Source organism: Mesorhizobium sp. CA8 (assembly GCF_020164955.1).
Lineage (GTDB): Bacteria > Pseudomonadota > Alphaproteobacteria > Rhizobiales > Rhizobiaceae > Mesorhizobium.
Genome location: NZ_JAIUHG010000027.1, coordinates 1 through 25433, shown reverse-complemented (window position 1 = coordinate 25433; position 25433 = coordinate 1). Strand labels below are relative to the sequence as shown.

The window sequence follows — 25433 nt, the reverse complement described above, 5'->3', positions numbered from 1 at the left end:
GCGATGGTTGCGCGCATTCGCGAGACCTCCGGCGACGCTCTCGAGGAAAGCCACGACATCAACGTCACGCCGTTCATCGACGTCATCCTGGTGCTGCTGATCATCTTCATGGTCGCCGCACCTCTCGCCACCGTCGACGTCGATGTCGACCTGCCCGGATCGACGGCGACCCCGGCGCCGCGGCCCGAGACGCCGCTGTTCCTGACGCTGAAAAGCGACCTCACGCTGGCGATCGGCAATGACAGCGTGCCGCGCCCGACCTTTGCCGCGGTGCTCGACAGCCGCACCAAGGGCGACAAGCGGACCCGCATCTTCCTGCGCGCCGACAAGACCGTGGGCTATGGCGACCTGATGGAGGTGATGAACCTTTTGCGCGCCGCCGGCTATCTCAAGGTCGCGCTGGTGGGGCTCGAAACTATGTCGGGCAGTGCTGGCGGACCGGCCGCGTCTGGAACTCCGGCAACTGGTGCAAACTCGGCGCCGGCCCCGGGTGGCGGTTCGGCGCCATGACGGTCGCCGCCCTTTCCCGCATTTCCCAGCCGCGCTTCGGTGTGCGCGAAGCCAGTCTATGGACGAGCGCGGCCGCGATCGTTCTGGCCGCGCATGTGGCGGTTGCCTATGCGGTGCAGAATTCGAGTTTCGCCGACCTGCAGGATGGCGGCTTGCCGCCGGCGCTGGCGGTCGAGATGGCGCCGCTGGTCGTCGCGCCCGCCGCGCCGGAAGAGACGGCGATGCTGGGCGCGGTAACGCCGGAGCCGCCCGATGCGGCGGAGGAGACTGAAAAGCCCCTCGACGTGAAACCGGTGACCGATCCGGCGCCCGTGGTGGAACAGACCGAGCCGGTCGCTGGCCAGCCATCCGACGCCGACGACACGCAAGAAGCCGAGCAGGCCGCGCCGGCTGCAATTGCTGCCCTGAGCGAGCAGCCGCCGCTGGATGAGCCCGTGCCCGACCCCGTCGAGGCGATCGCGCCGGACGTCGTCATTCCGCTGCCGCAACCGAAACCCGTGCAAGCAGAGGTGAAGGCGCAAAAGCCGGTCGAGCCCAAGAAGAAGGCCGAGAAGAAACCGGTCGAAAAGCCGAAAGAACGGGTGAAAAAGGAAAAGGCGCCACCGCCAAAGGTGACGATCACCGCCAGCATCGACGCCAAGGCGGCGGCGAAGGCGGCAGCACCGCGGTCCTCGAATGCGGCGCCGCGCTCGAGCGTCGGCCCGTCGCGCTGGAATTCCAGTCTTGCGGCGTGGATCAGGCGGCACACCCGCTATCCGAGCGCGGCGCGCTCCAGGCGGGCCGAGGGGACGCCGAGCGTGACCTTCACGGTCGACACCTCCGGCAGGGTGGTCTCGGCCCGGCTAGCGCGATCCTCGGGCGACGGCGATCTCGACCGGGCGGCGCTCGGCGCGCTGCAGGGCGCCTCGGTGCCGACGCCGCCGGCGGAGCTCGGTGCCCGTGTCACCCGCACTGCGCCCTTCGTCTTCAGCCTGCGCAATTGAACGGCCCGCGGCGGGCCCAACTTTCAGGCTTGACTGGTGGACGGTACGGAATAGGGTAACCCACGAAAATACCGGCTTTGGTCGCCGGGCGGCAAGAATGCCTCGTATGCCTCGCCCGTCCGGCGCTGGCTGCGAGGCTTTTTCATTTCTGGGGCCTTGCTTGAAGCGACGTATCGAGATCGGCATCCTCTATTCCCGGTCAGGCAGCTATCAGCTCGTCTCCGACGCCTGCCGGCTGGGCGCAATGCGGGCGATCGCCGAGATCAACGCCGACCGCGCGCAAAGCATCGAGCTCGTTCCGGTCGAACGCGATCCGCAAAGCAACGCCGACCGCTACGCGACGTTCTGCGAGGACATCTTCCGCACCAGCAGCGCCCGCCATGTCGTCGGCTGCATCACTTCCTGGAGCCGCAAGGAGACAATTCCCGTGCTGGAGAAGGCAGGCGGCATGCTCTGGTATGCTTGCCCGTATGAAGGCTTCGAGGCCAACGAGCATGTCGTCTACATGCATGCCTGCCCGAACCAGCATCTGGTGCCGTTAATGGCTCATGTCGCGCCGCGTTTCGGCGCCAACGGCTTCCTGCTCGGCTCGAACTACATATGGGGCTGGGAGATGAACCGCGTCGCGCGTGACCTGATCGCCGACGCCGGCGGCAAGGTGCTCGGGGAACGCTATCTGCGCATCGGCGAGACCGACGTTTCGCGCCTGATCCACGAAATCCGCGTCACGCGGCCGGATTTTATCCTCAACAACCTGATCGGCACCTCGTCCTATGCCTTTCTCGCCGCCTATCGCGAGCTGGGACGCGAGGATGCGGCCTTCGAGCCTGACGCCTGCCCGGTGATCTCGTGCAATCTCACCGAAGCCGAACTGTCGGCGATCGGCGAAACGGGCAAGGGCCATTTGTCGGCGGGGCCCTATTTCGCGTCGCGTCCGGCCGCCTTCGCCTCATCCTTCGAGGCCTCCGCCTATGCCTCGGTGGAGGTGATGGCGGACGTGCTTTCCGGCAACCCGGACGCCGGCCCGGCGGAATTCTCGAAAGCCTTCGCCGAACGCCGCTTCGCGACCCGCCTGGGGTCGATCGCCATAGATCCAAACACCCAACACGCGACGCTGCCGGTGATCATCGGGCGTATTGCCGACGGCTTCTTCGAGGTGGTGAGCCGCGAGGAAGAGGTGGCGCCCGATCCCTATCTTTCGCGCTACGATCCGGCCAAGACCTTCGGCCGTCCGCGGCTCAGGGTGGTGTCGTGAGCCGCGTGGCGCGCATCCCCAATCTTGGCGGCGCCAAGGCCTTCGTGCTGCATCGTCCGCATATGACGGTGCAGGCGATCACCAGGCAATTGTCGGCGATCGGCCTCGAAGCGGTCGAATGCTGGCCGCATCTGCCGGCGGAGGCGCTGGCGGCGGATTTCGTCTTCTTCGACGCCGACCTCGGCTTCGACGAGCAGTTTCCCTGGAAGCCCGGCGAGGCGCCGATGCCGCTGGTGGCGCTGATCGGCTCGGAAGCGCCGGGCCGCATCGAATGGGCGCTGTCGCACAAGGCCGATGCGCAATTGCTGAAACCGGTGGGCACCGCCGGCGTCTATAGCGCGCTGCTCATCGCCAGGCAGAGTTTCGAAGCGCGCAAGCGGCTCGCCGATGAGATCGAGTCGCTGCGCCAGCGGGTCGGCGAACGCCAGACCATCGTGCGCGCGGTCGCGGCTCTGTCGAAAGGTGGCGACGACGAGCGGGCCTACGCGCAGCTCAGATCGCTGGCGATGAGCTGGCAAATCAGCGTCGAGGAAGCGGCGCGGCGCATCGTGGCGATGACGCAAGCGGAGGACGGCGATGACCAATCCCATCGCGCCTGACCTTCCGGCGGCGGGCCGGATGCCGGCAAAGCCGCGCGCCGGCGTCTGGCGCCGGCTGCTCAAGCGGCCGCTGGCGCTGCTCGGGCTCCTCATCATCGCCATCGTCGTCGCCGGCGCCGTCCTCGCGCCCTGGCTGACCGGCTACGATCCCAACGAGCAGATGTTCGACGGCCTGACGCTCGAAGGCTCGCCTCTGCCGCCCAACGCCAAGTTCTGGCTGGGCACCGACCTGCTCGGGCGCGACCTGTTGACCCGCATCCTGTTCGGCGCCCGCACCTCGCTGATCATCGGCATCGTCGCCAATGGCGTGGCGCTTTTGATCGGCACGCTGGTCGGCGTCACGGCGGGTTATTTCCGCGGCTGGATCGGCAGCGCGCTGATGCGCTTCACCGACCTGATGATGGCCTTCCCGGCACTTCTGCTCGCCATCTGCCTGGCCGCGGTGTTCGAGCCGAGCCTGTGGATCGTCGCCATGGTGATCGCGCTGGTCAACTGGGTGCAGACCGCGCGCGTCATCTACACCGAAACCTCGTCGCTGTCCGAGCGCGAATTCATCGATGCCGAGCGCACGATAGGCGCGAGCGCGCCGCGCATACTGCTGCGCCACATCCTGCCGCATCTCCTGCCGACGATCATCGTCTGGGGCACGCTGGGTATCTCGACGACAGTGCTGCTCGAAGCCACGCTCAGCTATCTCGGCATCGGCGTGCAGCCACCGACCGCGTCGTGGGGCAACATCATCTTCGAGAACCAGACCTATTTCCAGGCGGCGCCCTGGCTGGTGTTCTTCCCCGGCGCCGCGATCCTGGCGCTGGCGCTGGCCTTCAACCTGATCGGCGACGCGCTGCGCGACATCCTCGACCCGACGCAGAGAGGGCGGGAATAATGGGAGGCCGGTCATGATCGCCTATGTCGGCCGCCGGCTCATCCAGTCGCTGCTCATCCTGCTCGGCGTCTCGCTGATCACCTTCGCGCTGCTCTATCTTTTGCCCGCCGATCCGGTGCGCCAGATCGCCGGCCGCAGCGCCACGCCGGAAACGGTGGAGAACATCCGCCGTCAGCTCGGCCTCGACCAGCCCTTCATCGTCCAATACTGGCATTATCTCACAAGGCTGCTCGGCGGCGATCTCGGCCGCTCCTACATCCAGCGCTCGGAAGTCACTGAGCTCATCGTTTCGCGGCTGCCGGCGAGCCTGCTTCTGATGGTCGGCGCCATCCTGTGCGAGCTGGCGATCGGCCTCACCATGGGGCTGATCGCTGCCGTCAAGCGTGGAAGTGCAACCGACCAGACCTTGATGGTCGCCTCCTTCGTCGGCGTCTCGGCGCCGCAATTCGTCGTTGGCCTGCTCTTGCTCTACGTCTTCGCCGTCAGGCTCGGCTGGTTTCCGATCGGCGGTTACGGCAGCTGGCGCCATCTCGTGCTGCCATCGCTGACCATGGGCATTCTCGGGGCCGGCTGGTACGCGCGCATGATGCGCTCGTCGATGATCGACGTGCTGCGCCAGGACTATATGCGCACTGCCCGCGCCAAGGGGCTGGCGCGCGGCGCCATCCTGTTTCGCCATGCGCTGCCCAACGCCATCCTGCCGGTCGTCGCCATGATCGGCATCGACATCGGCATCTTCATGGGCGGCATTGTGGTGGTCGAAAGTGTGTTCGGCTGGCCGGGCATCGGCCAGCTCGCATGGCAGGCCATCCAGCGCGTCGACATCCCGATCATCATGGGGGTCACCCTGGTCTCGGCCTTCGCCATCGTGCTCGGCAATCTGCTGGCCGACATCATCGCGCCCTTCATCGACCCCCGCATCAAACTGAGATGACAACGACAACAACCAAAGAAAGGGAACACTGACATGAGACGATTTCTGGCATCCACAGTGGCGGCCTCGGCGCTTGCGCTGATGCTCGGCATGGCCAGCGCGCGCGCCGACGACACGGTCGACCCGACCATCAAGCAGGGCGGCGCCATCACCATCACCTACAAGGATGATGTCGCGACCCTCGACCCGGCGATCGGCTACGACTGGCAAAACTGGTCGATGATCAAGAGCCTGTTCGACGGGCTGATGGACTATGAGCCGGGCACCACCAAGCTCAAGCCCGACCTCGCCGAAAGCTACGAGATCTCGCCGGACGGCAAGACCTTCACCTTCAAACTGCGCCACGGCGTCAAGTTCCATAACGGCCGCGAGATGACCGCCGACGACGTCAAATACTCACTCGACCGCGTCACCAACCCGAAGACCCAGAGCCCGGGCGCCGGCTTCTTCGGCTCCATCAAGGGCCATGACGATGTCGCCGCCGGCAAGGCCGACAGCCTCTCCGGCGTCACCGTGGTCGATCCCTACACGATCAAGTTCGAGCTGACCCGGCCGGACGCCACCTTCCTGCATGTCATGGCGATCAACTTCTCGCATGTCGTGCCGAAGGAGGAGGTCGAGAAATACGGCGCCGACTTCGGCAAGCATCCAGTCGGCACCGGCGCCTTCAAGCTCGCCGAATGGACGCTCGGCCAGCGCATCGTTTTCGAGCGCAATCCCGACTACTGGCACAAGGGCCTGCCGCATCTCGACAAGATCACCTTCGAGATCGGCCAGGAGCCGATCGTGGCCCTGCTGCGCTTGCAGAAGGGCGAGATCGACGTACCCGGCGACGGCATTCCGCCGGCCAAGTTCCAGGAAGTGATGAACGATCCTGAACAGAAGGCGCGCGTCGTGGTGGGCGGGCAGTTGCACACCGGCTACATCACCATGAACACCACAATGGCGCCCTTCGACAATGTGAAGGTGCGCCAAGCCGTGAACATGGCGATCAACAAGGACCGCATCGTCCAGATGATCAACAACCGCGCGGTGCCGGCAAACCAGCCGCTGCCGCCCTCGATGCCCGGCTACGACAAGGCGTTCAAGGGGTATCCGTATGATGTCGCCAAGGCCAAGGCGCTGCTGGCCGAGGCCGGCCACCCGGATGGCTTCGAGACCCAGCTCTTCGCCATGAACACCGATCCCAATCCGCGCATCGCCCAGGCGATCCAGCAGGATTTGGCGGCCATCGGCATCAAGGCCAGCATCCAGTCGCTCGCCCAGGCCAACGTCATTGCCGCCGGCGGCGACAAGGCCGGCGCGCCGATGATCTGGTCGGGCGGCATGGCCTGGATCGCCGACTTCCCGGATCCGTCCAACTTCTACGGGCCGATCCTAGGCTGCGCCGGCGCGGTGCCCGGCGGCTGGAACTGGTCATGGTACTGCAACAAGGACCTCGACGCCAAGGCGGCCGAGGCCGACTCCGTCGTCGATCCGGCCAAGTCCGGGGAACGCGAAAAGATGTGGAGCGCGATCTACGACAAGATCATGGAGGACGCGCCCTGGGCTCCGGTCTTCAATGAGCAACGCTTCACGCTGAAATCAGCCCGCATGGGCGGCGCCGACAATCTCTATGTCGACCCGGTCCATATCCCGATCAACTACGACAATGTGTATGTGAAAGATGTGCAGTAACTGCGACTACACCATCCACGGGCGCCATCACCATTTCGGCTGGGACAATTCCTTCGTCCCGGCCGAACGGGTGGCGCCCGGCTCGACGATCGAGTTCCAGTGCCTGGACTCGTCCGGCGGGCAGCTCAAGGCAGACAGCACCGTCAACGACATCGCCAAGCTCGACTTCGACCACATCAACCCGGTGACCGGGCCGATCTTCGTCGATGGCGCCGAGCCCGGCGATGCGCTGAAGGTGACGATCGAGATGTTTAAACCGTCCGGCTTCGGCTGGACGGCGAACATTCCGGGCTTCGGCCTGCTCGCCGATGACTTCAAGGAACCGGCGCTCAACATCTGGAAATACGACGCCGCCTCGCTCGAGCCCGCCTTGTTCGGCAGACAAGGCCGCTTGCCGCTGAAGCCGTTCGCCGGCACGATCGGCAACGCGCCGGGCGAGAACGGCCATCATTCGGTGGTGCCGCCGCGGCGCGTCGGCGGCAATCTCGACATCCGCGATCTTGCCGCCGGCACCACGCTCTATCTGCCGGTGGAAGTGCCTGGCGCGCTGTTCTCGGTCGGCGACACGCATGCCGCGCAGGGCGACGGCGAGGTGTGCGGCACGGCGATCGAAAGCCCGATGGACGTCGTGCTGAAGCTCGACCTGGTGAAGGACGCGCGGCTGAAGACGCCGCGCTTCACCACGCCCGGCCCCGTGACGCGCCACCTCGACGCCAAGGGCTATGAGGTGACGACCGGCATCGGGCCCGACCTGATGACCGGGGCCAAAGAGGCCGTCAGCCAGATGATCGACCTGCTTGCCGGCCGCTATAAACTCGACCCGGTCGAGGCCTATATGCTGGTCTCGGTCTGCGGCGATCTCAGGATCAGCGAGATCGTCGACATGCCGAACTGGGTGGTGTCGTTCTACTTCCCGCGCTGCGTCTTCGAATGAGCGCAGGCGCGGTCGACGAACACGCTGACGCCGCCGCCAAGGTGGTCGCGGGGCCGGTGCTCGAAATCGCCGGTCTCTCCGTCGGCGTGCGCGGCGAGGATCGCGAGCGCGAGGTGGTGTCCGGACTGTCGCTGTCGCTCAGGCGCGGCGAGACGCTGTGCATCGCCGGCGAGTCCGGTTCCGGCAAGTCGATGACGGCGTTGGCGATCATGCAGCTCCTGCCGCAGCCGGCCGGCCGCATTGCTTCGGGGAAGATCCGGCTCTTTGACAAGGATGGCAGTGCCGTCGAGTTGACGGCGCTCGACGAGCGCCGCATGCGCGACATTCGCGGCGACCGCATCGCCATGATCTTCCAGGAGCCGATGACCTCGCTCAATCCGGTGCTGTCGATCGGCCGCCAGCTCACCGAATCGATCGAGACGCATACCGGTCTTTCCCATGGCGAGGCGCAACGGCGCGCCGTCGAGGGGCTGAAGGCGGTTCGCATCTCCGAAGCCGAAAGCCGGCTGAAGCAGTTTCCGCATGAATTGTCGGGCGGCATGCGCCAGCGGGTGATGATTGCCATGGCGCTGGCGCTCGAGCCCGACGTGCTGATCGCCGACGAGCCGACGACGGCGCTGGACGTCACCGTGCAGGGCGAGGTTCTGGAGCTGCTGCGCGACCTGCAGCGCCAGCACGGCACCAGCGTCATCCTGATCACCCACGACATGGGCGTCGTCGCCGAAATGGCCGATCGCGTTATCGTCATGCGCAATGGCCGCATGGTCGAGGAAGGGGCCACCGCCGATATTTTCGCCAGGCCCCAGGCGGCCTACACGCAAGAGCTCCTCGCGGCGGTTCCGCGCATCGGCTCGGGCGTCGGACGGCGCAATCCGGGCGAGCCCCGCGATCCGGCAACGCAGGACAAGGTGGCGGTGGTGAGCGACCTCCATGTCCACTTCGACCTGCGCGGCGGCTTCTTCGGCCGCGTCAACCGGCGGGTGCACGCCGTCGAGGGCGTCAGCTTCTCGATCGCGCCCGGCGAGACGCTGGCGCTGGTCGGCGAATCCGGCTGCGGCAAGTCCACCACCGCCAAGGCGCTTGCCGGCCTCGTGCCCTATGCCGGCGGGGTGACGATCGGTGGCCGGGAGCTCTCCGGACTTGGCGGCGACGAACGCAAGGCGGTGCGGCGAGACGTGCAGATGGTTTTCCAGGACCCATACGCCTCGCTCGACCCGCGCATGCGCGTCGGCGATCTGGTGGCCGAGCCGCTGCTCATCCATGGCATTGGCTCAAGGCAGGAGCGCCGCGAACGCGTGGCCGCCCTGTTCGAGCGGGTCGGCCTGTCGGCAGGGCAGATGGAGCTCTATCCGCATGAATTTTCGGGCGGCCAGCGCCAGCGCATCTGCATCGCCCGGGCGCTGGCGCTGAGACCGAAGCTGATCATCGCCGACGAGAGCGTGTCGGCGCTCGATGTCTCGGTGCAGGCGCGCGTGCTCGACCTTTTGAAGGAGCTGCAACGCGAATTCGGCGTCGCCTATCTCTTCATCTCGCACGACATGGCGGTGGTCGAGAACATCTCCGACCGCGTCGCCGTCATGTATCTCGGCCAGATCGTCGAGATCGGCAGCCGCGATCAGGTCTTTTCCAATCCGCGCCATCCCTACACGCGGCGGCTCATCGAGGCGGTGCCGATTCCCGATCCGTCACGGCGCCGGACACGCTTTGCCCGCCTCGACCGCGAAATTCCAAGCGCGACGCGCCGGATTGGCGAGAGCGTGCCGAAACTGCTGCTCAAGGATTTCGGCGGCGGACATCTCGCCGCGGTCGCGGATTGACAGGCACCCGGAGCGGCGATCTGTCCGTTTCGGAAACTGCGCGAATGATGATAAAGCCTGACAGTTACTCATCTATTTCGGGATTCCAATGTCGGCCCTCACACGCCGCAAACTCCTGCAGGGCGCCGCGGCGGCCGGCGCGGCCGGTATCGGCCTCTCCGCGGCCGGCAAGTTTGCCGGCTGGGCGGCCCCGAAGCCCGTGCCGCTGATCCTGAAAACGGCCACCATCGAGGCGCGGCTGATGGAGGGTGCGCCGACGAAGAATGTGCTGACCTATGGTGAAGCAGGTCCGCCGCCGGTCGTCAGGATGAGGAAGAGTGAGCCGTTTTCCGCACGCCTGATCAACGGCATCGATGATCCGACGACCATCCACTGGCATGGCATCCGCGTTCCCAACAAGATGGATGGCGTGCCGTTCCTGGTGCAGCCCTATGTCTATCAGGGCGACCGTTTCGACTATGCCTTCACGCCGCCCGACGCCGGCACGTTCTGGTACCACCCGCATTGCAACACGCTGATCCAGATGGGCCGCGGCCTGACCGGCGTGATCGTGGTCGAGAACCCGAACGATCCGGTCTTCGATGTCGAGATGGTCGTCAACCTGCGCGACTGGCGGCTCGGCGACGACGGCCAGTTCATCGAACCGTTCCGGCCGCGCGACGCGGCCAGGACCGGTACTTTCGGCACGGTGCGCACCGCCAATTGGCAGGGCCAGCCGCAATTCGACGCGCCGGCCGGCGGGCTGGTGCGGCTGCGCGCCGCCATCACTGATGTCACCCGCATCTATGCCTTTCGCGTCGACGGCGCCGAAGCTGCGGTCATCGCGCTCGACGGCAATCCGGTGCCGCAGCGGTTTACGCCGGATGCCTTGCAGCTGGGGCCCGGCCAGCGGCTGGAGCTTGCCATCCGCATGCCCGACGAGGAGGGCGCGATCGTCAGCCTGCGCGACGTCAGAGGCACCAAGCCGAAAATCCTGGCGACGCTGCGTTCGGTCGGCAGATCGCTGAAGCACGATCTGCGCGATCTCGGCCCGCTCGAAGCCAATCCGGTGGCGGAGGCGGATTTTGCCGGCGCCAAACGTATTCCGCTGGCGCTGAGCGCCACGGCTGAAAACGTCGTGGCCGACGGCATTTGCGGCTCGCTCGGCTACAGTTTCTGGGCGATCAACAAGGTGCCGTGGCCCGGCGACACGCCCGACCCGACGGCGCCGCTCGCCGAACTGAAGCTCGGCCAGAGCTACATCATCGACATGGCGAACCTGACCCCGCACGCGCACCCCATCCATTTGCACGGCATGAGCTTCAAGGTGCTGTCGTCCTCGACCAGGGCAGTGCAGCCGCTTATCTCCGACACCTATCTGATCCAGCCCGACGAGAAGGTGCAGCTGGGCTTCGTCGCCGACAATCCCGGCGACTGGCTGCTGCATTGCCACATCATCGAGCACCAGAAGACCGGCATGACGAGCTACTTCCGGGTGGTATAAGCGCATTGGCGCGGAAATGCGCCGGCATTCCGCGGGTTGACGCGTTTGACCGATTGCCTAGGTAGGCAGGAGGGCGCTGGGGCGGCACACAACTCCGACCGACAGCATGACATCCTTGCATATTCGAAAACTTGCCTTTGTTGCGGCAGGTATCTCCATCCTGTCGTCCTGCGTCATCCCCGACGATACGTCGAGCATCGCCAAGGTCGACGCCACCACGGCTGCTGCCCGCAAGGAGATGGTCGGTCTCAGCGAGGCCGATGTCCGCATGTGCGCCGGCTTTCCGACCGCGACGGCCGACGTGGGTTCATCCGGCCAGATCTGGACCTACCAGCGCACAGTGCAACGCGGCAACCTCAGTATCGCGGTGCCGACAATGGCCGTGGGCGCGATCCCGGCGGTTGGAGGGTCGGTCAACGTCGCTCCCGGCGGCTACTGCAACACGCAGATCCGCATGATCGGCGGTCGTGTCGCCGAGGTTGCCTATGCCGGCGACAACAATCTGCCGAACAGCGTCGATGCGCTCTGCGTCAGCACGATAGACGCATGTGTGGTCTATGCGCGCCAACGCAATCACAAAGCAACACCAGTCTCCCGGTGAGTGGGACCAGAGCAATTCCACGAAAACTGTGAGCGGTTTTCCGTCCGGAATTGCGTAAAAACAAAGAGATAGAGCGTTTCACCGTCTCCGCGAAACGGTGAAACGCTCTATGACTCCACCTGTGTCAGCGTCCTCCGGGGCGAACGGCGCCGGGTTCCTTTTCGGAGGCGTCGGGCGAAACATGCCGGCCCATGTCCCTGCGGGTTTCGGGCGGCGGGACATCCATCAGGTTTCTGACCTTGGCATTGTTGTGCGCGTGGATGATGGCGCGGCTGAAATGGAGCAGGGTTCCGAGCACTGACATTGGCACTTCCTCCATTGAAATGGCTGATATGTCGGCGGCGGGTGCCGGAAAATGCGCCTGGTCTGTTTCACGGGAATGGCTCGGAAACCGGCTGATCGTTTCCAAACCCTCTGGTCCGGGAACACTTGCCTGCGAATGGCTTCGATCGCGATGCCTTGGGCGAAAGAGCCGACGGGTCCGTGGAAGCAGTGCGAAATTCGTCCGGCGCGAAGTCCGTGGTTCGGCAGGATTCAGTCGGGCGCCAGAAGCATGTATGTTTAAGGATACTGATTCTTCCGATCATTTTGGCGGGTCGATGTGAGAAAAATCGTCGCTGCACTCACCGTAGCTGTTGTTCTTTCCGCCGGGCTGCTCTTCCTTGTGCCCGCTCTTGTTTCAATCGACTGGGTTCGTGCCGAATTGAGCCGGCAACTGTCATCCGCAACCGGAATGACAATTCGGCTGGACGGACCTGTCAGATTATCGCTGCTACCCAAGCTGGCGGTGGTCGCGGACGATATCTCGCTTTCGACCGGCACAGGCGACATCGCGATATCCGCTCCGCGGTTCTCGACTTCGATAACGCTGTCGTCCCTATGGTCGAAAAAGCTTGAGATACAGTCCGTCGCGCTGGCGGATCCGATAATCGCGCTCAAAGCTTCGGCAAACGCGACGTCACCTCCGGATCCGAAGGATGTTCAGGCCGATCCGTTCGCGGCGATTGTCGATACGCTCGAGCGGCTGGCGATCAATCAACTGACGATAACGAATGGCGCCCTTACCTCAGGCGCGTCGACCGGCAATGCCGCTAAGGTGACGGCAATTGACGCCTATCTGAGGGTTCCGGACCTCGACCGGGAGGTCTCGTTTTCGTTGGCCGGCACCAGCGGCGGCCGCCGCGTTGAAATGAGCGGAAGCCTTTCCGCCTTGAGGCCGATCCTGAAACGGCTGCCGGCCCAGATCGCCATCGAGGCGCGACTCGACCCGGCGCCGGTTGCCAAATTCTCTTCCTTGCAGGCGAGTGGAGAGATCCAGCTCAACGGCAACGGCAGTTATCAGATCAAGGGCGGAAAGTTCGATGTCGGCGACCAGAGCTTCCAGATGGACGCGCTCTTTCAGCCCGGGGCGCGGCATCGCTTCTTCGCCGACCTGGCGGCAAAGCGCGTCGATATCGACGCCTTGAGCGATATTGGAAAGGGTGGTTCCAGCGCGGGCAAGGTTTCGGCCGGCTCCGGCGAGCCCGACCTCGCGATGCTCTCTGCGTTCGACGCCGAAATCAGCGTCGCCATCGATGAATTGGTCGGCGGCAAGATACGGGCTTCCGATGTCCAGCTCGCCGCGACGCTGCGCGACGGACATCTCGAGGCAAAGCTGGAGCACTTCGGCCTCGATGCGGGAAGCGTCACCGCGAAAGCCTCGATGAATGTCGGTGAAACGCCGCCGACCATACGGGGCAATATTGCCAGTTCAGGGCTGGACATCGGCTCTATAGCGAAGCTGGCCGGACAATCCGTGCCGTTGTCCGGAAAGCTGACCGCCGATATGGGGTTCGCTTTTCGCGGACTCACCGCGGAGCGCATACGCAGCAGCGTCAATCTGCAGGGAACGGTCGGAATTCGGGAAGGCAAGCTCCCGCTTGCAGCACTTGCCGATGCCCGAACGGCCGACGACTTCACCGGGCTCAATCTTGACGCGAAGGTTCACGATGTCGGCAAGCCGGTCGATTTGACGGGCAAGCTCGTCTGGCGGGGACAGGCCGTGACGTTCAAGTCCCAACTCGCACCTGCATCCTTTCTGGCCAGCGGCTCCGTTGCCGATGCGTCCGGGCCGATCAGCCTTTCGGTTTCCTCCAAATACCTCGAAGGCAGCATAAGCGGCACTGCCGGGGGTGACGGCACGTTCAAGGGCCAGATTTCAGTCACATCGGCGTCGGTCGGCAAGCTCATGCAATGGCTGGGGCAGAGCGCTTCCCACGGTCTGCGGGACTTTGCCTTCAAAGGTGACGTGGACGCCGGGCCAGGACAGCTTTTCTTTCAGAAAGCCTCTGTTGCCTTGAACGGGATCAAGGCGTCGGGCCAGGGCTCGATGAAATTTGGGGAGCCTCTCAACATCCGGACGTCGCTCAAATTCGCCAAGCTTGACTTCGCGGCTTTCGCCGGCGGCGGCGAGGCTGCCACGGGAGGAACGCAGAAGCCGAACGGCGCCACCGACGCGCCAATCGATCTCTCCTTCCTCAGGGGACTTGATGCCAAGGTGGATATCCAGGCCGACAAGCTCGGCTACGGAAAGGTCTTCGCCGGGCCGGTGGCGACCACTCTGGTGATCGCCGATGGCAAGGCGCACCTGAACGTGCCGCAAAGTCCCTTCTACGGCGGCACGATTGCCGCGGAAATGACAGCCGACGGCTCCAACGACGCCGCTTCCCTGACGCTGAACACTGCGATCGCCGGTGCGGCCGCGGCTCCCTTGCTCCATGATGCTGCGGATTTCGACCGCATCGAAGGAACGCTCAATGCGACGGTCGCGGTTTCAGGCTCGGGAAAGACCACGAAATCGCTTGCCCGCTCCCTCGGCGGAAAGGCGGCGGCAAAATTCGGCGACGGCGCCTTCCGCGGCATCGACATAGCAGAGGTCTACAACAATCTGGTCGGGCTGCTTTCCAGCGGATTCAAGCAGGATCAGACCAAGAAGACCTCGTTCACGGAACTCGGCGCCTCTTTTGCCATCGAGAACGGCGTCGCGCAGACGACGGACATCAGCCTGCTGGGTCCGCTGGTACGAATGGATGGCTCGGGCAAGATAGACTTCGCCGACCAGACGCTCGACATCCGTCTCAACCCCCGCGTCGTTGCCGCGCTAGCCGGGCAGGGAGGCGACATTGCCGTTAAGGGCATCGGGGTGCCGATCGTGGTCCAAGGCCCGCTGTTTGCGCCTCGGGCCTATCCGGACCTGAGCGCGTTGGCCAAAGACCCGCAGGGCGCGCTGGATATGTTGGGCCGCCTTGGGCTGCCAACCGGGAAGCTGAATCTCGACAAGCTGATCCCGGGCCAAACGGGCTCGAACGGCGACGGTTCCGGCAAGGGAGCGGCGGATCTGATCGGCGATCTTCTGCGCAACGCCGCACCCCGGCCCAAAGCCCTGCCCGCGGCTCCGGAACCCGCCGTGGCGCCAGACACCGGCAATACGGATAATGCGCCGCCGTCAGGTTCGAACGCCGGCGGCGAGGCCGAAGCAGAGGTCACCGCGCCGGCGGCCGAACCCGCTTCCGCCGACCCGCAGGCCGCCCCTGCTTCGCCTGAAGCGCCAAAGAAAGGGGAAATCGACACGCTTCTCGATCAGCTGGCGAATTAGCGTTATGGGATGCGTCGGGTCGCCAAGGATTGCGTGAAGGACACCGGCGGCTCCGTGGACTTCAAGCCTGAAGGCGGGTTTGGGCATACCGGCGCAATACATGATCTAACGCTCATATGTGCGGCCGCAAATCAAAGTGATCTCGGCCGCAGCAAATCGTCCCCAATCAGGACGTTCTTCCGGCCTTAATCTGCACAGATTGGAGAGGCCGATGAAATTGTCTGTTCTTGCCCTTGCCGGCACCATGCTGGCGGTGATGCCAGCGGTCCACGCGGCGCCGATGATTGGCATGCCGGCCAGGAATGGCCTGGTCCAGCAGGCGCGTGCCACATGCGCCTACCTGACCGAGGACGGCTACTGCGTGCGGCCGCACAAGAAGCACAAATACTGGAAGCGCCACCACTACGACCGTCCTGCATACCGCACCTATGAGCCTCAGCCGCCGGACGAGTATTCCTGGCGCTATCAGCGTGCGCGGCCGATCATCCGGGTCGTTCCCGACGACCCGCCGTCGGACGAAGACAATTGGGATGATTGGGACGATTGAGGTGAGCCGCCCTTCTTTGGCAAGCGGGATGCCTGCAGGCCCGTGTTGATTCAAAGTGGGAACACACCCCCGCCCTTGGCAGGCTCGGCGGAGAGGTAAAACTCGCCGCCTGGCCCTGCCCGGCGCGATCTTGTCGCTGACATTGCGCGCCCGGGCAACGCCTGAACCGGCCCGTGCGGGAATAGCGGATTGAGTTGGGACTCCTACCTCTTCAGCGCGATGCTCATGCCGCTAAGGTCGGCGTTGACCTGCAGGCCGACCTGCCGGCCGGTGAGCTCGAGCTGGGCGCCCTTGTCATTGGTCATGACGATCACCTGGGCGCCTCTGCCAAGCGCGCCGCCACCGCCGGCCGCGCCGTAGACGCCCGTCACATCGCTGGCGCGTCGGATGTGGCGCACCCTGCCCTGAAAATAGGTCTTGGATGCGCCGAAGGCGAGGCCGCCCGAGATGCCGCCGATCGAGATCGGATAGCGTTTGCCATGGAAGCTCAGCGTGCCTTCCCCGCCGGAACCGCCGATGAAGAAGGCAGCCTTGTAGACGGAGAAGCGGATCGTGCCGCTGTCGGCATGCGCGGCGCTGGCAATGCTGACGCCAGCGGCAGCAATGGCCGCAACCGCGACTGAACGGAACCTGGACGAAATCTTCATGATGGAGAACTCCTCAAGCATCGCCGCTTACCCAGCTGGCCGGGGACTATCAGCTTCAAAAGTATAGCTGAACCCTCTTGCCCCTCCATTGGTTCCAAGCATGCGACCCGAAATCCGGCGGTCACAAAATGCTGAGCGAGGAAGGCAAAAGCCGATGAGAAGCACGTGCGTGTGCTGGCTGGTGGAGCTGAGGGGGATCGAACCCCTGACCTCATCATTGCGAACGATGCGCTCTCCCAGCTGAGCTACAGCCCCGTTCCAGCGGATGGGCTTGTATCGGTCGCGGCCGTTTCGTGTCAAGGCGAAAGACCGGGCCGGCACAAGCGCCGTGGCCAAGCCCACGGGCCTTGCCCGCTCGCCAAGCCCGCGGGCCTTGCCCGCTCGCCAAGCAATGGCTACATGTCGGCGACAATTTTGGAGACCGGCATGATCGCCCTTATTCAGACCATCGTCATGGCGCTTGATATCTACTGGTGGATCATCATCGCCTCGGCGATCTTTTCCTGGCTCTACGCCTTCAATGTCGTCAACTCGCGCAACCAGTTCGTCGGCAGCGTCGGCAATATGCTCTATCGGCTGACCGATCCGGCGCTGCGCCCGATCCGCCGCTTCATGCCCGATCTCGGCGGCATCGACATTTCGCCGATCATCCTGCTTCTGATCATCTTCTTCATCCGGCAGTTTCTGGTCACCACCGTCTGGTCCTGGGTCGTGGCCGGCGGCTGATGAGCCCGCCGTTTCGGCTGCGTGAGAACGGCATCGACCTCTTCGTGCGGCTGACGCCGAAAGCGGCGCTCGATCGGATTGATGGCGTCGAGACCGCCGCCGACGGGCGCAATCATCTCAAGGCGCGCGTGCGCGCCGTGCCGGAGAACGGCGCCGCCAATCAAGCGCTGGAACGGATGCTGGCCAAGGCGATGGATGTGCCAGTGTCGGCCGTTTCGGTGGTCGCCGGCGGCACGTCGCGGCTGAAGACGTTGCGGATTGTCGGTGAGCCGACCGCGCTGGCAAAGAGCGTCGAGGCTCTTTCCAAATAGCCTTCAATCCCCCAGCGGCAGCTTCGGATCATCGACCTTCAGCGTGTTCACGCTTTGCTTGATGCGGCGCAGATTCTCCAGCACTTTCGGCCCGCGCGATTCCGCCACCGTGGTGGCGATCATGTCGAGGATGGCGAGCAGCGCATAGCGCGACGAGGTCGGCTTGTAGATGTTGCCGTCCTCGACGGACTGCAAAAGGATGACCGTGTCGGCGACCTTGGCCAGGGCCGACTCCGGCGCGGTGATGGCGACGGTGGCGGCGCCATATTGCTGGGCAACCTCGACGGCTTCGATCACCGAGCGCGCATAGCCCGAGACGGAGAAGGCAAGCAGCGTCGTTTCGGGCGTCGCCACCGCGGCATACATGCGCTGCAGCTGGCCGTCGGTCTGGGCGAGGGCCGACAGGCCGAGCCGGAACAGCCGGTTCTGCATCTCGGTCGCCATCATCGAGGAGATGCCGCCTGAGCCGATGCACAGCACATTGCCCGAACCGGCGATGCGGGCGGCAACATCCATCAGCGTCGTCATGTCGAGGTTTTCGCTGGCGCGCTGGATGGCGGCGATGGCCGCCTCGGTGATTGCCGAGGCGATGCGCTGCTCGCGCGCGTCGCGGCTGAGCGGCTCCGGCGACAGATACTGGCCGCCGATGGCGATCGCCTGCGCCAGGTAGAACTTGAAATCGCGCAGGCCCTCGCAGCCGAGATTGCGGCAGAAGCGGGTGACGGTCGGCTCGCTGACACCGACGCGCGCCGCGATCTCCGAGATGGCGGCCTTGGAGGCGAAGTCGAGGTCAGAAAGCACCAGCTCGGCCAGCCGGCGGTCCGACTTGGTGCCGTCCTGCGACATCAATTGCAGGCGGGTGATGATGTCGGCCGGGGTCTTCATCTCATCATCTCACAGCGGCAGGCCCGTCGCCTTATCGAAGAGGTGGATGTTGCGCGGATCGACGCTCACCGGCAGCCGGTCGCCCGGCTTCACCTGCAGCCGGTCGCGGAACACTGCGCGCACCGTGTCGCCGCCGACGGAGCCATAGACATGCGTTTCCGAGCCGGTCGGCTCGACGACATCGACCTTAATGGCGAGGGCATCGCCGCCGGCGCCGACCACGAAATGCTCGGGCCTGATGCCGGCCTCGACCGTGTCGCTGCCGGACGTAGCCTTGTCCGGGAGCGCCAGACGGCCGCCGCCTGTCGTTTCAAACCAGGACTTGGCTCCGGCGGTCTTCAGCGCGCCGGAGACGAAGCTCATCGAGGGCGAGCCGATGAAGCTGGCGACGAATTTGTTGGCCGGCCGGTCGTAGAGCTCCAGCGGCTGCCCGACCTGCTGAATGCGGCCGCGGTCCATCACCACGATGCGGTCGGCCATGGTCATCGCCTCGATCTGGTCGTGGGTGACATAGACGATGGTCGGTTTCAGCCGCTGGTGCAGCGCCTTGATCTCGGTGCGCATCTGCACGCGCAGCTGCGCGTCGAGATTGGAAAGCGGCTCGTCGAACAGGAAGACCGAAGGCTCGCGCACGATGGCGCGGCCCATGGCGACGCGCTGGCGCTGGCCGCCGGACAATTGCCTGGGATAGCGGTCGAGATAGGAGAAGAGGTTGAGCACGCCCGAGGCCTTCTTGACCTTGTCATCGATCGCGGCGCGGTTCTCACCGCGGATTTTCGGGCCGAAGCCGATATTCTCCGAAGCCTTCAGATGTGGAAACAGCGCGTAGGACTGGAACACCATAGCGATGTTGCGCTTCTGCGGCGGCAGGTCGTTGGCGCGCGTGCCGCCGATGACGAGATCGCCGGAGGTGATCGTCTCCAGCCCGGCCAGCATGCGCAGCAAGGTCGACTTGCCGCAGCCGGAGGGGCCGACCAGCACGACGAACTCACCGGTCCGGATGTCGAGATTGATATCTTCGAGGATCTTGTGCTGGCCGAAGGATTTCGACAGGTTGCGGAACTGGACGTCGGTCATGGTCACGCTCCCAGTATGTCGTCGATGAAAGGCAGGTAACCGGCTGTCAGCCCGGCATCCACGGGCACCACGGCACCTGTTATGCCGGAAGCGCGGTCGGAGGCAAGGAAAGCGACGGCTTCCGCTACCTCCGAAGCGTCGACGATGCGGCCAAGCGGATAGAGCCGCTTGAGCCGGCCGAGGATCTCGGGATCCTTGGCCAGACGATGGTCCCAGGCGGCGGTGCGGATCGAGCCCGGACAGACGACATTGGCGCGCACGCCGCTGCGGCCAAGCTCGACGGCGATCGACTTGGCATAGGCGTTGATGCCGGCCTTGGCAGCGGCATAGGCCGGATTGCCGAAATGCGCGATGGCGTTGACCGAGGAGATGAACACGACGCTGCCCGCGCCGCGCTTGGACATCGCCTTGATCAGCGGATCGGCGAAGGTCATCACGCCGGTCAAATTGAGGTCGAGCTCCTCTTCGATCTTGTCCGCCGTCAGCACCTTCAAGGTCTCGGCGCGCGTCCAGCCGGCATTGTTGATCAGGATGTCGGGAACGCCGTCTTTGTCGAGCAGTGCCGGGATTGCCGCTTCGATCGAGGCCCGGTCGAGCAGGTTGAAGACGTGGCGAGAGGCGATATGCGGCCCGGCCAGCGCTTCTACCGACTGGTCGCAGCCGACGATGCGCGCGCCGCGCTCGGCCATGAGCTCAACGATCGCCGAACCGAGGCCGCCGCCGGCGCCCGTGACGACAACGGTTTTGCCCTCGAAATCGGCCTTCGATACCACGATACGCGCTCCTCCGCCGTGCCAGACAACGGCGGAACGCTATCCAACAAAATGTAATTTAGCAACATGATAAACCGCTTGCATTGGGCATAACCCTCGATAATGTAGGAAAGTAACATAAATCCTGTGCCTCTTAAGGCCAGGCGCGAATGCACATCATGGGAGGAAATCAGATGAGCCTTGCGAAATGGACTGTCGGCCTGTTGGCCGGAATGAGCATGCTGGCTTTTGCCGCACCCGCCGATGCCGGCGAGGTGCGCGTCACCGTCGCCGAGTACAGCGCCAAGACCGGCCCCTATTTCGAAGCGGTGAAGAAGGAATTCGAGGCGGCCAATCCCGGCATCACCATCAAATACGAAGTGGTGCCGTGGGACGTGCTCCTGCAGAAACTCACCACCGACATCACCGCCGGCACCAATGCCGACCTTTCGATCATCGGAACGCGCTGGCTGATCGACTTCGTCCAGCAGGATGTCGCCGAGCCGCTCGACAGCTACATCACGCCCGAGTTCAAGGACCGCTTCATCGACACCTTCCTGCAGCCCTCGATCATGGACGGCCACACCTACGGCCTGCCGATCGCTGCCTCGGCGCGCGCCATGTATTACAACAAGGAGCTGTTCGAGAAGGCCGGCATCGCCAAGCCGCCGGGCACCTGGACCGAGCTGCAGGAGGACGCGCGCAAGATCAAGGCTCAAGGCGCCTTCGGCTACGGCCTGCAGGGCAAGGAGATCGAGACCGACGTCTATTACTACTACGCGATGTGGTCCTTCGGCACCGAGATCCTCAACAAGGACGGCACCTCCGGCTTGAGCACGCCCGGCGCGCTCGAGGCCGCCAAGCTCTACAAGTCGATGATCGACGAGGGGCTGACGGAACCTGGCGTGACCTCCAACAATCGCGAGGACGTGCAGAACCTGTTCAAGCAGGGCAAGGTCGGCATGATGATCACCGCGCCCTTCCTCTCCAACCAGATCAAGGAAGAAGCGCCGAAGCTGAAATACGGCGTCGCCGCCATCCCCGCCGGACCGACCGGCGCGCGCGGCACCTATGGCGTCACCGACTCCATCATCATGTTCAAGAACTCCAAGAACAAGGACGAGGCCTGGAAGCTGCTCGACTTCCTGTTCACCAAGGAGCAGCGCGCCAAGTTCACGCAAGGCGAGGGCTTCCTGCCGGTGAACAAGGAGGAGGCCAAGATGGACTATTACGTCAACAACGCCGACCTCGCCGCCTTCACCGCGCTTCTGCCCGACGCCCGCTTCGCGCCAGTTATCCCGGGCTGGGAAGAAATCGCCCAGATCACGTCGGACGCCATGCAGAAAATCTATCTCGGCAGCGCCAAACCGGAAGACGCCCTGAAGGAGGCAGCGGACAAGGCGAACGCCGTTCTGAAGAAGAAATAAGGGCGTATCTCCCTGCGCCCGTGGCGCGCTCCACCCGTCGGAGCGCGCCACACTTTCCCTGCCTCCTTCCTCTCCCTCCGGAGGGGGGAGAGGTGGCTCGGCGAAGCCGAGACGGAGTGGGGGAACCACCTGGCCACCGCCGCGAGCGGACTTACGAAAGACACTCCGCGCAAGCATCGCCTCGCCTTGCGCCAGGGATCGACCCCCCACTCCGTCGAGCTGCGCTCGACACCTCTCCCCCGATCGACGGGGGAGAGGAAGGGCTCTCTTCCGCACCCGCCGCGGAGGACGGGCGCACAGGTGAGGAACAGCGCCACCACTTGCAAGGAATCCGGAAGCGACGTCCTGAGAAGAAGGAGGCAAGTCAATCTGTTAAGCCAGCCTCATCCATCCGCAACGCGACACAAACCAGCCGATGCAAAATCGTTTCCTGCCCTATCTGCTGACCTTGCCCAGCCTGTTCCTGGCGGCGGTGGTGATTTTCTGGCCGGTCTGGGACCTGATCCAGATCTCGACGCATGACGTCAACCGCTTCGGTCAGCTTCGCGAGTTCAGCGGCCTGGCCAATTTCGCGGCGCTCGCCGCCGATCCCGATTTTGTCGCCGCGCTCTGGCGCACAGCGCTGTGGACGGTGCTCGTGGTCGGCGGCGCGCTGCTTTTGTCGATCCCGGTGGCAATCATCCTCAACACGGACTTCTACGGCCGCGGCCTCGCCCGTGTCGTCATCATGCTGCCCTGGGCAGTGTCGCTGACCATGACGGCGGTGGTCTGGCGCTGGGCCCTCAACGGCGAAAGCGGCATGCTGAATTCGGCGCTGATGAAGCTCGGCCTGATCAGCCAGAACATCCAGTGGCTGGCCAGCGCCGAGACCGCCTTCCCGATGCAGGTGCTGATCGGCATATTGGTGACGGTGCCGTTCACCACAACGATCTTCCTCGGCGGCCTGTCCTCGATCCCCGACGATCTCTATGAGGCGGCGGCACTCGAAGGCGCGACGCCCTTGCAGCAGTTCCGCGAGATCACCTTTCCGCTGCTAAAACCCTTCATCAACATCGCGATCGTGCTCAACACCATCTATGTCTTCAACTCTTTCCCGATCATCTGGGTGATGACTCAAGGGGGGCCGGCGAACTCGACCGACATATTGGTCACGCATCTCTACAAGCTGGCCTTTCGCATCGGCAAGCTGGGCGAGGCTTCCGCCGTGTCGCTGGTGATCTTCGCGATCCTGCTCGTCTTCACCATGATCTATGTCCGGCTCGCCATGCGGGAGCAGCGCGCATGAACGGCAAGTTGAAACGCACCATCATCGCCTGGCTGCTGCTTGCACCGTTGGTCGCGGTGACGATCTTCCCCTTCGCCGTGATGTTCCTCACCGCGGTCAAACCCCGCACCGAAGTGCTGACGCCCACCTGGTGGCCGAGCGAATTCCGCTGGTCGAATTTCGCCGACATGTGGGTGGCGACCGGTTTTGGCCAGGCGCTCGTCAACTCGCTCTATGTCTCGGCGCTGGCGACCATCGGCGCGATCCTGATCTCGGTGCCGGCGGCTTATGCGATGTCGCGCTTCCGCTTCGGCGGCTATGGCGCCTTCCGCCAGTTCCTTTTGATCTCGCAGATGATCTCGCCGATCGTGCTGGTGCTCGGCCTGTTCCGGCTGATGGCCGCCTGGGGCCTGGTCGAGAGCACCACCGCGCTCGGCTTCATCTACATGGCTTTCAATGTCGCCTTTACGGTCTGGATGCTGCAGAGCTATTTCGACACCATCCCGCGCGACCTCGAGGAGGCGGCCTGGACGGAAGGTGCCGGCCGCTGGCTCACCCTGCGCAAAGTGTTCCTGCCGCTTTGCCTGCCGGCGATCGCGGTGACGGCGATCTTCACCTTCATCAATGCCTGGAACGAGTTCGTCGTGGCGCTCACCATGCTGCGCAGCCAGGAAAGCTACACGCTGCCGATCCAGGTTTTCTCGCTGGTCGCCGGCCGCTATACGATCGAATGGCACCATGTCATGGCGGCCACGCTGCTGGCGACGCTGCCGGTGGCGATCCTCTTCATCTGGCTGCAGCGCTATCTCGTCCGCGGATTGGCGCTCGGCGCGGTCAAATAGCAATCCCGGCAATTCCAGGAAAGTGTGCAGCGGTTTTCCGTCCGGAATTGCGAAGAACCAAAAGTCCAGTACGGAGCATTCATGCGCATCTTCACCGCCTCGCTGGCGACGGAAACCAACACCTTCTCGCCGGTGCCGACAGATCGGGCTTCCTTCGAGATGGCCTTCTATGCCGGCCCCGGAAAACATCCGGAGACGCCGACGCTCTGCTCCTCGCCGATCGTGGCGTTGCGCAAGCGCGCCGCGAAGGAAGGGTTGACCGTCATCGAAGGCACCGCCACCTGGGCCGAACCCGGCGGCCTGGTGCAACGGCAGACCTATGAGACGCTGCGCGACGAGATCCTTGGCCAGCTAAGGGAGGCACTGCCGGTCGATGCCGTCATCTTCGGCCTGCATGGTGCCATGGTGGCGCAAGGCTATGACGATTGCGAAGGCGATCTCCTGGAGCGCGTGCGCGCCATCGTCGGCCCGAAAGTGGTGATTGCCTCCGAGTTCGATCCGCACAGCCATTTGACCCCGAAACGCGTCGCGGCTTGCGACATCATGGCCTACTTCCTCGAATTTCCGCACACCGATTTCTACGAGCGCGGCGAGCATGTGGTCGAGCTCGGCCTCGCCGCGGCGCGCGGGGAGATCAAGCCTGTGATCTCGACCTTCGACTGCCGCATGATCCAGGTGCTGCCGACCAGCCGCGAGCCGATGCGCTCCTTCGTCGACAGGATCAAGGCGCTGCATGGTAAGGACGGCGTGCTGTCGGTCTCGGTCATTCACGGCTTCATGGCGGCCGACGTGCCGGAGATGGGCACGCGCATCCTGGTCGTCACCGACAATGACAAGGAAAAGGGCGACAAGCTCGCCGAAACGCTCGGGCGCGAGCTCTACGCCTTACGTGAGAAGACCGCCATGACGATGCTTTCCGCCTCGGTCGGCATCGAGCGGGCCTTAGCCGTGCGCACCGAGCGCCAGGACAAGCCGGTCGTGATCGCCGACATCTGGGACAATCCGGGCGGCGGCGTGCCGGGCGACGGCACCATCGTGCTGCGAGAGCTGCTTTCGCGTGGCGTGACCAAGGTTGGCGTAGCGACGATTTGGGACCCGATCGCCGTGACCTTCTGCCATGCGGCCGGCGAAGGCGCGGTCATCGACCTGCGCTTCGGCGGCAAAGCCGGCCCTCAGGCCGGCGAGCCGATCGATGCCCGCGTCAGGGTGCTGAAGACAACCAACGAAGGCTGGCAGAGCTTCGGGCCAAGCCGGGTGACGCTGGGGCCGTCGGCGGTGGTGCGCATCGAAGGCACCGAGGTCGACGTCATCTTGAACACCAACCGCACCCAGACTTTCGAGCCGGATATCTTTTCCAACATCGGCATCGATCCGCTGTCGAAGGATGTCCTCCTGATCAAGTCGACGAATCATTTCTACGCCGGCTTCGCGCCGATCGCCGCCGAGATCATCTATGTGGCTGCGCCGAGTTCTTATCCGAGCAGTCCGGCGGTGACGGACTACAGAAAGCTCAACCGGCCGATCTGGCCGCGGGTGGCGGATCCTTGGCGCGGATGATCTCCCCGTTGAGGGCATAGGCGCTAAGATAGGTATTGCGGCGCGGAATCGGTTGTGATTCTACGCTGGAGATGACACACGAATC

25 protein-coding genes and 1 tRNA gene are annotated in these 25433 nt (G+C 64.4%); 19 read left to right on the top strand and 7 right to left on the bottom strand.

All coding sequences use genetic code 11. The features are described from left to right. Positions 1-3 precede the first annotated feature (3 nt). The 11 genes from exbD (at position 4) to LB553_RS24535 (ending at position 11679) form a co-directional block, all read left to right on the top strand. Positions 4-510: a TonB system transport protein ExbD gene (gene exbD / locus LB553_RS24585; protein ID WP_224516966.1), complete on the top strand. Its 507-nt coding sequence runs from the start codon at positions 4-6 to the stop codon at positions 508-510. Continuing rightward, positions 507-1493, top strand: coding sequence for an energy transducer TonB (locus LB553_RS24580; RefSeq protein ID WP_224516964.1), 987 nt, complete (start codon positions 507-509; stop codon positions 1491-1493). Before exbD ends, LB553_RS24580 begins: the two co-directional genes overlap by 4 nt. 160 nt (positions 1494-1653) lie before the next feature. Further along, positions 1654-2748 carry a transporter substrate-binding protein gene (locus tag LB553_RS24575; RefSeq protein ID WP_224516963.1) on the top strand — a complete coding sequence of 365 codons (1095 nt, stop codon included), beginning with the start codon at positions 1654-1656 and terminating at the stop codon, positions 2746-2748. Next, positions 2745-3347 carry an ANTAR domain-containing response regulator gene (locus tag LB553_RS24570; RefSeq protein ID WP_224516961.1) on the top strand — a complete coding sequence of 201 codons (603 nt, stop codon included), beginning with the start codon at positions 2745-2747 and terminating at the stop codon, positions 3345-3347. Before LB553_RS24575 ends, LB553_RS24570 begins: the two co-directional genes overlap by 4 nt. A 19-nt stretch (positions 3348-3366) precedes the next feature. Further along, positions 3367-4233 (top strand): ABC transporter permease, encoded by an 867-nt coding sequence (locus LB553_RS24565; protein ID WP_224517074.1) that lies wholly within the window; start codon positions 3367-3369, stop codon positions 4231-4233. Between the two features lie 13 nt (positions 4234-4246). Beyond that, positions 4247-5167, top strand: coding sequence for an ABC transporter permease (locus LB553_RS24560; RefSeq protein WP_224516959.1), 921 nt, complete (start codon positions 4247-4249; stop codon positions 5165-5167). Positions 5168-5200: 33 nt separating this feature from the next. Next, positions 5201-6844: an ABC transporter substrate-binding protein gene (locus tag LB553_RS24555; protein ID WP_224516957.1), complete on the top strand. Its 1644-nt coding sequence runs from the start codon at positions 5201-5203 to the stop codon at positions 6842-6844. Continuing rightward, positions 6834-7778 (top strand): acetamidase/formamidase family protein, encoded by a 945-nt coding sequence (locus LB553_RS24550; RefSeq protein ID WP_224516955.1) that lies wholly within the window; start codon positions 6834-6836, stop codon positions 7776-7778. Before LB553_RS24555 ends, LB553_RS24550 begins: the two co-directional genes overlap by 11 nt. Next, on the top strand, positions 7775-9595 hold the full coding sequence (locus tag LB553_RS24545) for an ABC transporter ATP-binding protein (RefSeq protein WP_224516954.1): 1821 nt from the start codon (positions 7775-7777) through the stop codon (positions 9593-9595). Before LB553_RS24550 ends, LB553_RS24545 begins: the two co-directional genes overlap by 4 nt. Before the next feature lie 88 nt (positions 9596-9683). Further along, a complete protein-coding gene (locus LB553_RS24540; protein WP_224516952.1) occupies positions 9684-11078 on the top strand; it encodes a multicopper oxidase family protein in 1395 nt (464 codons plus the stop codon). Between the two features lie 106 nt (positions 11079-11184). Beyond that, positions 11185-11679, top strand: coding sequence for a hypothetical protein (locus tag LB553_RS24535; RefSeq protein ID WP_224516950.1), 495 nt, complete (start codon positions 11185-11187; stop codon positions 11677-11679). 124 nt (positions 11680-11803) lie between these two features. On the opposite strand, the gene LB553_RS24530 is transcribed toward LB553_RS24535, so the two are convergent. Both LB553_RS24530 and LB553_RS24520 read right to left on the bottom strand, forming a co-directional pair. Next, a complete protein-coding gene (locus LB553_RS24530; RefSeq protein ID WP_224516949.1) occupies positions 11804-11983 on the bottom strand; it encodes a hypothetical protein in 180 nt (59 codons plus the stop codon). 762 nt (positions 11984-12745) lie between these two features. Next, on the bottom strand, positions 12746-13321 hold the full coding sequence (locus tag LB553_RS24520) for a hypothetical protein (RefSeq protein WP_224517076.1): 576 nt from the start codon (positions 13319-13321) through the stop codon (positions 12746-12748). Between LB553_RS24520 and LB553_RS24515 the strand changes: the two genes are divergently transcribed. Then, positions 13259-15313 (top strand): AsmA family protein, encoded by a 2055-nt coding sequence (locus LB553_RS24515; RefSeq protein ID WP_224517072.1) that lies wholly within the window; start codon positions 13259-13261, stop codon positions 15311-15313. The genes LB553_RS24520 and LB553_RS24515 overlap by 63 nt on opposite strands. Positions 15314-15524: 211 nt before the next feature. Continuing rightward, the gene (locus tag LB553_RS24510) at positions 15525-15860 is read left to right on the top strand and encodes a hypothetical protein (protein ID WP_224516947.1); all 336 of its coding nucleotides are present in this window, start codon (positions 15525-15527) and stop codon (positions 15858-15860) included. A gap of 203 nt (positions 15861-16063) precedes the next feature. Here LB553_RS24510 and LB553_RS24505 read toward each other — a convergent pair whose 3' ends face one another. Continuing rightward, complete coding sequence (locus LB553_RS24505; protein ID WP_224516945.1) at positions 16064-16507, bottom strand: hypothetical protein; 444 nt, start codon at positions 16505-16507, stop codon at positions 16064-16066. A 179-nt stretch (positions 16508-16686) separates the two neighbouring features. Further along, positions 16687-16762: transfer RNA gene (locus LB553_RS24500), tRNA-Ala, on the bottom strand. A gap of 171 nt (positions 16763-16933) precedes the next feature. On the opposite strand from LB553_RS24500, the gene LB553_RS24495 reads away from it, so the two are divergent. Next, complete coding sequence (locus tag LB553_RS24495; protein WP_095770068.1) at positions 16934-17233, top strand: YggT family protein; 300 nt, start codon at positions 16934-16936, stop codon at positions 17231-17233. Further along, positions 17233-17544 carry a DUF167 family protein gene (locus tag LB553_RS24490; RefSeq protein ID WP_224516943.1) on the top strand — a complete coding sequence of 104 codons (312 nt, stop codon included), beginning with the start codon at positions 17233-17235 and terminating at the stop codon, positions 17542-17544. Before LB553_RS24495 ends, LB553_RS24490 begins: the two co-directional genes overlap by 1 nt. 3 nt (positions 17545-17547) lie before the next feature. Here LB553_RS24490 and LB553_RS24485 read toward each other — a convergent pair whose 3' ends face one another. The 3 genes from LB553_RS24485 to LB553_RS24475 are packed head-to-tail and all read right to left on the bottom strand — an operon-like array spanning position 17548 to position 20279. Further along, positions 17548-18429, bottom strand: a complete 882-nt coding sequence (locus LB553_RS24485) for a MurR/RpiR family transcriptional regulator (protein WP_224516941.1) — start codon at positions 18427-18429, stop codon at positions 17548-17550. A gap of 9 nt (positions 18430-18438) precedes the next feature. Beyond that, positions 18439-19506: an ABC transporter ATP-binding protein gene (locus LB553_RS24480; RefSeq protein WP_224516939.1), complete on the bottom strand. Its 1068-nt coding sequence runs from the start codon at positions 19504-19506 to the stop codon at positions 18439-18441. Positions 19507-19508: 2 nt separating this feature from the next. Continuing rightward, the gene (locus LB553_RS24475) at positions 19509-20279 is read right to left on the bottom strand and encodes an SDR family NAD(P)-dependent oxidoreductase (RefSeq protein WP_224516938.1); all 771 of its coding nucleotides are present in this window, start codon (positions 20277-20279) and stop codon (positions 19509-19511) included. A gap of 173 nt (positions 20280-20452) precedes the next feature. Here LB553_RS24475 and LB553_RS24470 point away from each other — a divergent pair, with 173 nt between their 5' ends. From LB553_RS24470 to LB553_RS24455, 4 genes are all read left to right on the top strand, one after another. Beyond that, entirely contained in the window at positions 20453-21685 is a 1233-nt protein-coding gene (locus tag LB553_RS24470; RefSeq protein ID WP_224516936.1) for an ABC transporter substrate-binding protein, read from the top strand. Positions 21686-22100: 415 nt separating this feature from the next. Then, complete coding sequence (locus tag LB553_RS24465; RefSeq protein WP_224516934.1) at positions 22101-22970, top strand: carbohydrate ABC transporter permease; 870 nt, start codon at positions 22101-22103, stop codon at positions 22968-22970. Then, entirely contained in the window at positions 22967-23791 is an 825-nt protein-coding gene (locus tag LB553_RS24460; protein ID WP_224516933.1) for a carbohydrate ABC transporter permease, read from the top strand. The genes LB553_RS24465 and LB553_RS24460 overlap by 4 nt, the downstream gene beginning before the upstream one ends. Before the next feature lie 81 nt (positions 23792-23872). Next, positions 23873-25348, top strand: a complete 1476-nt coding sequence (locus LB553_RS24455; protein WP_224516930.1) for a M81 family metallopeptidase — start codon at positions 23873-23875, stop codon at positions 25346-25348. Positions 25349-25433: the final 85 nt, after the last annotated feature.